Raw genomic sequence first — 8800 nt, forward strand, 5'->3', positions numbered from 1 at the left:
GGGGTTTACGTTGTCCCAGCCAAGATAGTGGAAGTCGCCCACCGATGCAAAACACCAAGCTCTTGCTAACCAGTTTCACCTTCGTGGGACTGCTCGCACTCGCCGGTTGTTCATTCCCCGGGGTTTACAAAATCGACATCCAGCAGGGTAATGTCGTCACGCAGGACATGATAGACCAGTTACGCCCCGGAATGACCCGACGGCAAGTACGGTTTATCATGGGTAACCCCCTGTTGACCGACACTTTCCACTCCGATCGGTGGGATTACCTGTACAGCCTGCAGCCAGGTGGCGGTGAACGCCAGCAGGAGCGTGTCAGCCTAATATTCAACGGCAATGACCAGCTTGTGAGCCTGTCTGGCGACTTTATGCCCGGTGTCAGCCGCGATGAAGCCATTCTTGGCAAAGGCAGCGATACCACTGCCCCGGTAGAGAATCAGCCTGAGCAGAAACCTGAAGAACCGGCCAAGCCAGGCTCGTTGCTGGACAAGATCCAGAAAGACGTGGACAGCGTCGAGACCGTACCTGTCCCGACCCAAGAGCCTCTGGACACCAACTCTCGTTAGTCCACAAGCGCTCGAAAAAAAGCCCGGCATGCCGGGCTTTTTTATACCTTTCGTTCAGTCAGCGTTCAGCCGGGGAGCGTTCGTTTCTCTCGCGCTCTGGCGGCGCGCAAACGCCGGATCTCCATGGGATCTGCCAGCAACGGGCGATAAATCTCTATTCGCTCACCCGCCTCCAGCACCCGCGCGGAAGGATCGACGACCACCTTGCCGAAGATGCCCACAGCACAGTGCGCCAGATCCAGTTCGGGGAACTCCCGCTCCATACCGCTGAGTTCAAGCGCCTGACGCACCGAAGACCCTGCCGGGACCTCTACCGCCATCAACACCTGGCGATGCACAGAGGCGTAAACCACCTCGATCTGAATCGTAGCTTCAGCCATGCAGCTCTTTCGCCCGCTGGCAGAATGCGTCTACCAGCGTATTGGCCGCCTGATTGAACAGTGGCCCTAGCGTGGCGCGAACGATAGTGCCCGCATAATCGAAGGACAGATCCAGGCTGATCTTGCAGGCTTTTTCGCCTAGCGGTTTGAACGTCCAGACCCCATGAAATTGCTCGAAAGGCCCCTCAACCAGGTCCATCACGATGGACTCGCCAGGCACGAGCGTGTTGCGCGTCATGAACTTCTGACTCAGACCGCCCTTGGCGATCTCCAGGCTGGCGCGCATCTGCGCTTCACTGGCCTCAAGCACGGTAGCCGAGGAGCACCACGGCAGAAACTCGGGATAACGGGCCACATCATTGACCAGGTCATAAAGAAACCCGGCCGGGTACGGCAGTAAAGCAGAACGTTGTATATGCGTAGTCATGTGAGCGTCATTTCCAGAGCTGAGCGGCAAACACCACAAGAATGCCGAGCGGCGCCACGTAGCGCATCAAAAAGAACGTCAGGTTGAAGAGCCTCGGACTGCGAATCGACAATTCGTCGCGCACCGCCTCACGGCCCATCACCCAACCAGCGAATACCACAAAACACAACCCACCCAGCGGCAACATGATCCGCGAGGTTAAGAAATCAATGACTCCAAAGAAGTCCAGGCCAGTGGATGCACCCCATTGGTAGAGGTGAAATACGCCCCCATCGTTCACGAAAAACTTGGCCTTTTGCCAGATATTGAACGAGAACACCGTCCCCAACCCCACAAACCAGCACGTAAACGCCAGCCAGAATGTCACCCAGGCACGGCGAATTCGAGTGCGCTCGACCAGGTATGCAACCATCGGCTCAAGCAAGGAAATCGCCGAACTCCAGGCCGCGACCGCTACCAGCACGAAGAACACGATGCCCATCAACTGCCCGAATGCCACGTTGCCGAACGCGTAAGGTAACGTAACGAACATTAGGCCCGGCCCCTCGCTCGGGTTCAGACCCGCAGCAAACACGATCGGGAACAACGCAAGGCCGGCCAACAGCGAAACGAAGGTATCGAGCAGCGCAATGCCGACCACTGTGGTACTGATTGACGCGCCTTTGGTCATGTACGCGCCATACACCATGATCGAGCCGACACCGACGCTCAGAGAAAAGAATGCATGCCCCATCGCGGGCAGCAGGCCATCCAGCACCTTGTCGGGGTTGAAGTCGAACATGAAATGCACGCCTTCCATGAAGTGCCCGGTGGTCAGGCTGTAGCCCAACAGCGCCAGCATCAGCAGGAACAGCATCGGCATCATGATGCGCAGGCTTTTTTCCAGACCGGCTTCCACACCCTTGCCGATCACCACCGCCGAAAGCAGCATGAAAATGGTGTGCCACAGAATAAGACGCCAGGGATCGGCAATCACTGCACCAAAGTAGGCTCCTACCTGATCCGGCGACACACCCTGAAAATCGCCGCGCCCCATGTCGATGATGTAATCCAGCGACCAGCCGCCCACCACGCTATAAAAGGAGAGAATCAGCAGAGCCGTGATCATTCCGGCGAACGCACCCCAGGACCAACGCGCCGAATGCCCCGCTTCCTGGGCCAGCGTCTTGAGCGCATTCGCAGGACTGAGCCGCGAACGACGGCCAATCAGCGTCTCGGCGATCATGACCGGAATACCGATCAGCGCGATACATGCCAGAAACACCAGTACAAAGGCACCGCCACCGTAGGCACCGACCATGTACGGGAATTTCCAGATACTGCCCAGCCCCACGGCAGAACCGGTGGCAGCCAGGATGAACACCCAGCGACTTGCCCAGCTACCGTGGACCGAAACCTTGTCCGTCGACATTATCGAAACGCCCAGCCAAAAAAGATCGCGCATTGTCCGGGATTCAACCTTTGTGCTCAAGCACGCGCTTTCCCGTAGCCGACATTGATGCAACTCCCTATAATGCGCCCCCTATGGCTAAGCTCAAGAAACACCCTACAGGGACCATCGCGCAAAATAAAAAGGCGCGTCACGATTACTTCATCGAACACAAGTTCGAGGCCGGTCTGGTCCTGGCTGGCTGGGAAGTAAAAAGCCTGCGTGCCACCAAGGTACAGCTGGTCGACAGTTACGTGCTGCTCAAGGATGGTGAGGCATGGCTGATGGGTTGCCACATCACGCCGCTCAAGACTGCCAGCACGCACGTCATCGCTGACCCGACACGCACCCGAAAACTGCTGCTGAACAAGCGCGAGCTCGAAAAGCTCACCAGCTCGGTTCAACAGAAAGGCTATGCCTGCGTGGCCCTTTCCGTTTACTGGAAGGAGCACCTGATCAAGTGCGAAATTGCGCTGGGTAAAGGTAAAAAGGAATACGACAAGCGCCACACCGAGCGCGAACGCGACTCGGACCGTGAGCTGCAGCGTGCCGTGCGCTCCAAGGGCAAGGACGACTAGCTCCAGGCCCTCGCAGGTGCCAAATGTCCTGCCCCTGACATTTGGCACTCACATTCATCTTAATGTTTTCAGCGCCGCCTTCTTCCCGTATCAACCTGTTCGCCTCCCCTCAACGAAGATCGCCTCATTTTGGTGCTTGAACGCCCAATGTGGCTATTTCGCATTATTCCGAAAATAAAATAGAACGCCTGCGTTACGTAACAGTCAACTCTTCAGGCCCAATTGCTAAACGGGCTTTCCAAACCCTCGGGCGACGGCCTCAAATACCGGCCATACCGAGTCCACAGGTTATAAGGAGAGACACATGAAGCGTACCGCCCTCACTGGATTGTTCCTCAGCGCCGCCCTGTTGGCTTCGCCGGTTTTTGCCGCCGATGATTTGTGCGCCGCAAACATCAAGACCATCGAAAACGACCACACCTCGTCCGGCACCAACCTGAGCACCGAAAACAAGGCAATGCTCGAGACTACTGTGAAGAACGCCAAAGCGGCCCAAGCGCAGAACGACGAGAAAAAATGCATCGAGATCACCACCAAGACCATCACCTCCCTGAAAAATACCGGTTCGGGCAACGAAGGCACCAAGTAAACCTTCGAGCAGGCCAGCCACTCAGGCTGGCCTGAACGATTGCAGCAGACGGGTCGACGTGCCACGCCAATTGGCGTACACTCCGCCCCAGCGATTGCGAAAGCAGTCTCGGGGCCGATTTGGATTCGACGCCGGTGATGAAACTTTAGGTGCATGCCGAGTTGGTAACAGAACTCGTAAATCCACTGTTGCAACTTTCTATAGTTGCCAATGACGAAACCTACGGGGAATACGCTCTCGCCGCGTAAGCGGTGCTAGCCTTCCTTCTGGTAGCTTCGGCTCCAGCAATCATCAGGGGATGCCTGTAAACCCGAAATGATTGTCATATAGAACAGGATCGTCGCCTAGTACGTTGTGGACGAAGCGACTAAAACTTACACAACTCGCCCAAAGCACCCTGCCCGTCGGGTCGCTGAGGGTTAACTTAATAGACACGGCTAAGCATGTAGTACCGACAGCGGAGTACTGGCGGACGGGGGTTCAAATCCCCCCGGCTCCACCACTTCATCATCTAAAGACGTCCAAGGACGTCTTTTTTTGTGTCTGAAATCCAGCAAATACGAGGATTTCAGCTCTTTTGGGGGCTTTGGAGGATTTCTGAGTTCCAGGCGCTTTGGTATCCCAGGTGGTATCCCGGACTACCAAATGCTATTTTCAGGATACCAAAGCGGTGCTGGAGGTAGCCCTCATGCCTACTAACGCAACCCGCCTCTCCGATCGCCAGCTCAAGGCAGTCAAGGCAACTGGTAAAGACTTCGTCCTCAGCGACGGCGACGGCCTGCAACTTCGAGTACGCGCCAGCGGCTCGATGATGTGGAATTTCAATTACCGCGAGCCATTGACCAGAAGCCGTATCAACATGGCGCTTAGTCCATACCCCGACCTCTCGTTAGCCAACGCCCGTAAGAAAGCCGCAGAGGCGCGTGAGTTGCTTGCTTTGGGCACTGATCCCAAAACCCAGCGTGATGAGGTAAGGCAAGCCAAACTTGCTGAGACTGAACACACGTTCGAGAAGGTGGCCACTGCCTGGTTCGAGCTGAAGAAAGACTCCGTAACCAAAGCCTACGCCGAAGACATTTGGAGATCGCTGACGCTCCATGTTTTCCCAAGCATGAAAACAACGCCGCTCTCTCAAATCACTGCTCCGATGGTTATCAAGATCCTTCGCCCAATCGAGGCCAAAAGAAGCCTCGAAACCGTCAAACGATTGAGCCAACGATTTAACGAGATCATGACCTACGGGGTCAACTCCGGGCTGATATTTGTGAACCTCCTCAGTGGCATCCGCTCCGTCTTCAAGAAGCCGAAGAAACAAAACATGCTAGCGCTCGCGCCCGATTAGTTTAAAGAACTGATGCTAGCTATCGCAAATAGCATAAAGAGAACCACACGCTGCTTGATTGAGTGGCAACTCCACACCATGACTCGTCCAGCGGAAGCGGCTACGGCTCGCTGGGCAGACTTGGACCTTGAGAAAAAGGTATGGACAATCCCTCCGGAACGGATGAAAAAGCGTCGTATGCATGTTATTCCGCTCACCCCACAAGCTCTTGAGCTTTGGAGGCTATTAAGCCTCTCAGTGGGCACCGTGAGTATGTGTTCCCGGCAGATCGAAATCCGCGTACCCATTGCAATAGCCAGACTGCGAATATGGCGCCCAAACGGATGGGGTTCGAGGGGGCGTCTAGTGAGCCACGGCATGCGCTCAATGGCGAGCACCATACTGAACGAACATGGATGGGACCCGAAGTTGATTGAGGTCGCACTCGCGCACGTCGACAAGGACGAGGTACGGAGCGTCTATAACCGCGCTGACTACATCGAGCGTAGGCGTCCGATGATGAAATGGTGGAGCGAGCACATCCAGACAGCGGCTACCGGAAGTCTCTCGCTTTCAGCAATCATTGGCGCGGGGAAGTGAGCACTAAATCCTTACCGTGACGCGAATGATCCGCAATAGCTTGCCGTATAGGCGAGTGCCTAGCTCGCGTACAAAGCGGATGCTTTCGCAGCCCGACTGCCTTGCGTGCTGACCCGATAAACCGGCCACAAGCCGACCTTTGACGTCTTATCTCTTTGTAAAATATGGTTTTTTAAGAAATCACCTCAGCCCATAGATCAGCCCATACCGCGAAGGGCATACCGAGCGCAGCTCGCAAATCCATATGCGCCGCATAAAAGCTGTCGGCGCTAGATGTTAAGCGAAGCTGAAACATCGTAGGGAAGATAGTAGATAGCTCTTCGCGCGTCGGGAGCCGTTTCAGACGCTGTGCAACGTCAATACTGCGGCTTGGATTTGCCTGCCTCTTGTAGCTATGGTGTGCCTCCACATTTCAAGCACGGTTTCGAGATATTGGCCGATCAGCATGCTCATTGAACCGCAAGGGGTTTTCTACGGCAGCGACCCTCTGTAAGCTCTGCGGGAATTGCGACTTGGCTCGATTGACGGATGCCCCATTGCCTATTTCGGGCCGTTACTGAGCGTAGGGTGGACGAATCAGGTCTCCGATAATCAGCCTCTCGTGGCCTACTAATCCACGATTCGCCTTGCTTTGTAGTGACATTTTATAAATTTGGAATTGATAATGAGCAAAATTAACACTGTGGATTTATTCTGCGGAGCTGGCGGTTTTACTGAGGGATTTAGGAAAGCTGGTGGGTTTGAAACGGTTTTAGCTGTTGATTTCGATAAGCAGGCAATTGACACATTCAAACACAACCATAAAAGTGTAAATGCCATTTGCAGAGATATCGCGACAATTACTTCAGATGAGCTTTCGACGCTAACTGATGGCAAGCGGATAGACGTAGTTATCGGAGGTCCGCCATGTCAAGGTTTCAGTCTAGCCGGACTTCGCTTGCCAGATGACCCTAAAAACGAGCTTTTCAAACAGTTCGTAAGAATTGTGCAAATATTAAAGCCAAAAATTTTCGTCTTTGAAAACGTATCCGGCATTGTTTCTATGCAGGGAGGCTTGGTTTTAGAGGCAATCTGCAACGAGTTCACTAATGCAGGATACGAGGTTTCTTATCAGATTCTTAACTCAGCCGACTTCGGAGTACCTCAGGCACGGCCGCGTTTTATCATGATCGGAACCAGCTCGGGGAGGCAGATTCCAATGCCGTTCCCTACGCACTCTTTCCATGCCGATTTTAATAACGATCTGTTTAACGTCGGCTACCACCCGCACGTGACGGTGAAGGATGCATTGTCTAGTCTACCCAGGATAGAGCAAGGAGAGGGTAGCGAGATCTCAAATAATTTAGCCCCCATGAATGAATATCAAAAGTCAATATTCGGGGACAGACAGCCAGGGATGCTTTTTAATCACCGAGCGACATCCCATAGCCAAAAAATAATCGAAAGATATTCCGCGATGCCCCAGGGCGGTGATATTCGATCTTTACCAATCGAACTTAGAACAAAGAAACATAATGTTTTCAGGCTTTCAGAAATATCTGCCTCTAGAACAGTAACTTGTAATTTTCGCACTGACATATTGCATCCGTGGCAGCCAAGGGGCCTGACCACACGGGAGGCAGCTCGCCTCCAAAGCTTCGATGACGACTACCAGTTCTTTGGGAATTTAACTCGCAAGGCAAGGTATCTTACACAAGATGATCAGGTAGGTAACGCCGTACCTCCACTTTTGGCTAAAGCTTTGGCATCTCACATAAAGGAGTATTTATGAGCTTTGTACCATCGGCAAGATCTTCCAGCGGACATAAGTTGGGCCAAGTGGTTGGGGATTGGTTTGAGGAGACCATAGCGGAAGGACTATTGCAGTCGGTTGCTTCAAACCTGGGTTTGTACCTGGATCACAGGTTCAGAGCTAGGGAGAGTCGCAATGGTAAAATCATATGGTCTGATTTAGACGGAAACGGAGTCGATTACGACTTCGTATTGGAGTTGGGCGGCACAGACGATAAGCAAGGTATCCCGCTTGCGTTTTTCGAGACGTTCTGGCGTCGCGGCGCGCGCCATTCAAAAGACAAGGCGAGAGATGATTCTGGAAAATTAGTGCCCATGCGAGACACATACCCAACCGCACGGGTACTAGGAATAATTTCGGCGGGGGATTTTACTCAGCCGGCACAGGAACTGGTAAGAAGTAGAGGTATCGATCTTTTTTACATCCCGAAAAACAACATATGTAAAGCTTGGGCGGACTGTGGCATCCCTATTGACTATGCGGACTCTGCATCTGAGCAAGAGAAAGCGAGAATCGCAGACAACGCGAGCTCCCTGCTCACTAGGGACAAAAAGCTTGTAATCGCGGAGAGGCTTGTAGAAATTGTCGGGCGCTCCGTTCTTGACTCATATATTCAGAGGATTATCGCAGGAGTTGCTGCGCTTCCCGTGAAATTTCAAATTACGAGTTATCTGATAGGAGAACCGTCTGTATTTGATACGGCCGAAGATGCCAAGGAGTTCCTGCTTAGAGAATACAGTCACTCGTCCCCAGATGGCATGACTCATTTCTTCAATTATGAAGTGATTTTTTCTGATGGAAACATGTTTAACAGAACACACCTCTCGCCCTCAGAAGCTCTAAAGTTGCATCTTTCGGTATGTCAGGTAGCTGATTTCTTCCAAGACTACCATGCCAAGCATCGCGCTTTTTTTGCTTGACGCGATGACTCCGTACAAATAAAAGTCAGCAAAATTTATGTTTGGCAAGAACTTGCGGTGTTTGCGATAGTAACTCAACGGCTTTCACGAGAGATCACCGATCTTTCTCGTCAAGGCCGCTGAGTCCTGCCACTAGTGAATTGAGCTAAACGCACCCAGCACGATGGCAGGTTCGCACGTCAAATTACTTACGCAGTT

10 protein-coding genes and 1 other RNA gene are annotated in these 8800 nt (G+C 53.1%); 8 read left to right on the forward strand and 3 right to left on the reverse strand.

Annotated features, from left to right (window positions below):
* Nucleotides 1-44: 44 nt before the first annotated feature.
* Nucleotides 45-566 carry an outer membrane protein assembly factor BamE gene (locus tag ALO80_RS25325; RefSeq protein WP_054987346.1) on the forward strand — a complete coding sequence of 174 codons (522 nt, stop codon included), beginning with the start codon at nt 45-47 and terminating at the stop codon, nt 564-566.
* 65 nt (nt 567-631) lie between these two features.
* On the opposite strand, the gene ALO80_RS25330 is transcribed toward ALO80_RS25325, so the two are convergent.
* The 3 genes from ALO80_RS25330 to ALO80_RS25340 are packed head-to-tail and all read right to left on the reverse strand — an operon-like array spanning nt 632 to nt 2784.
* Nucleotides 632-946, reverse strand: coding sequence for an RnfH family protein (locus tag ALO80_RS25330; RefSeq protein WP_055010962.1), 315 nt, complete (start codon nt 944-946; stop codon nt 632-634).
* Nucleotides 939-1373, reverse strand: a complete 435-nt coding sequence (locus ALO80_RS25335) for a type II toxin-antitoxin system RatA family toxin (RefSeq protein WP_054987344.1) — start codon at nt 1371-1373, stop codon at nt 939-941. The genes ALO80_RS25330 and ALO80_RS25335 overlap by 8 nt, the downstream gene beginning before the upstream one ends.
* Nucleotides 1374-1380: 7 nt before the next feature.
* The gene (locus tag ALO80_RS25340; protein ID WP_055006621.1) at nt 1381-2784 is read right to left on the reverse strand and encodes a sodium-dependent transporter; all 1404 of its coding nucleotides are present in this window, start codon (nt 2782-2784) and stop codon (nt 1381-1383) included.
* A gap of 113 nt (nt 2785-2897) precedes the next feature.
* On the opposite strand from ALO80_RS25340, the gene smpB reads away from it, so the two are divergent.
* The 7 genes from smpB to ALO80_RS25365 all read left to right on the forward strand — a co-directional run bounded on the left by smpB (nt 2898) and on the right by ALO80_RS25365 (nt 8602).
* Complete coding sequence (gene smpB / locus ALO80_RS25345) at nt 2898-3380, forward strand: SsrA-binding protein SmpB (RefSeq protein WP_054987343.1); 483 nt, start codon at nt 2898-2900, stop codon at nt 3378-3380.
* Nucleotides 3381-3684: 304 nt separating this feature from the next.
* Nucleotides 3685-3969: a hypothetical protein gene (locus tag ALO80_RS25350; protein WP_055010963.1), complete on the forward strand. Its 285-nt coding sequence runs from the start codon at nt 3685-3687 to the stop codon at nt 3967-3969.
* Nucleotides 3970-4079: 110 nt separating this feature from the next.
* Nucleotides 4080-4471, forward strand: a transfer-messenger RNA (tmRNA) gene (gene ssrA, locus ALO80_RS30110).
* Between the two features lie 186 nt (nt 4472-4657).
* On the forward strand, nt 4658-5311 hold the full coding sequence (locus ALO80_RS32670) for a phage integrase central domain-containing protein (RefSeq protein WP_375232948.1): 654 nt from the start codon (nt 4658-4660) through the stop codon (nt 5309-5311).
* Between the two features lie 12 nt (nt 5312-5323).
* The gene (locus ALO80_RS32675; RefSeq protein WP_375232947.1) at nt 5324-5890 is read left to right on the forward strand and encodes a tyrosine-type recombinase/integrase; all 567 of its coding nucleotides are present in this window, start codon (nt 5324-5326) and stop codon (nt 5888-5890) included.
* 664 nt (nt 5891-6554) lie between these two features.
* Nucleotides 6555-7661: a DNA cytosine methyltransferase gene (locus tag ALO80_RS25360; protein ID WP_055010964.1), complete on the forward strand. Its 1107-nt coding sequence runs from the start codon at nt 6555-6557 to the stop codon at nt 7659-7661.
* Complete coding sequence (locus ALO80_RS25365) at nt 7658-8602, forward strand: hypothetical protein (RefSeq protein WP_055010965.1); 945 nt, start codon at nt 7658-7660, stop codon at nt 8600-8602. The genes ALO80_RS25360 and ALO80_RS25365 overlap by 4 nt, the downstream gene beginning before the upstream one ends.
* Nucleotides 8603-8800: the final 198 nt, after the last annotated feature.

Origin of the sequence: Pseudomonas caricapapayae (assembly GCF_001400735.1) — a bacterium.
Lineage (GTDB): Bacteria > Pseudomonadota > Gammaproteobacteria > Pseudomonadales > Pseudomonadaceae > Aquipseudomonas > Aquipseudomonas caricapapayae.